The sequence below is a fragment of the Vibrio sp. 03_296 genome, from assembly GCF_002265885.1.
Window position 1 is genome coordinate 1 of record NZ_NPKW01001400.1, and the last position, 828, is coordinate 828.

Here is an 828-nt window from a genome sequence, read left to right on the forward strand (position 1 = left end):
CGCTGCGCAAATCCTTGGAACTCACGACGAAAATATCATGGACCAAAGTTGAATCCTTCCGCCAAGACAAACAGCAAGCGTCTTGTAACCCGAATCCTGCAGAGGACTAAATCATGCACGTATTGGTTCTGGGCGCTGGACAATTAGCACGTATGATGTCATTGGCTGGTGCGCCTTTGAATATCCAGATTTCTGCCTATGATGTGACAACGGGTGATGTCGTTCATCCTTTGACGTTGCATCTTCTTGGTCACGGCTTAGAGCAAGCGATTGAACACGTTGATGTGATCACAGCAGAGTTTGAACACATTCCTCATGACGTATTGGCGATCTGCCAAGCAAGTGGCAAGTTTCTTCCAAGCAGTGAGGCGATAAAGGCAGGTGGTGATCGTCGTTTGGAAAAAGCCTTGCTCGACAATGCGGGTGTACGCAATGCCAATTACTACGTCATTGAAACGCGTGAAGACTTCAATAAAGCGATTGAGCACTGTGATGCCAATGGTGCTAAAGAGCGCATTGGGAGGCTATGATGGTAAAGGGCAATTGGCGTTTGAAAGATGCGCGCAAATTGAAACCCTTTGGCAAGAGATGGCARGCTTGTATCGCGGCTACGCCAACGTCAAGCGATTGTCGCTGAAGAATTTGTTCCATTTCAACGTGAAGTTTCATTGATTGGCGCTCGTGTAAAGAAGGGCAGAATGAACGTCTACCCACATGGCAGAAAACATTCACGTCAATGGCGTGTTAAGCCTTTCAACGGCAATTGACTCACCAGAGCTGCAAGAGCAAGCACAACAAATGTTTACTGCTGTCGCTGAAACACTGAAC

1 pseudogene is annotated in these 828 nt (G+C 47.4%); it reads left to right on the forward strand.

Annotated features, from left to right (window positions below):
* Window positions 1-113: 113 nt before the first annotated feature.
* Window positions 114-828, forward strand: a pseudogene (locus tag CIK04_RS32605) (ATP-grasp domain-containing protein); the annotation flags it as partial.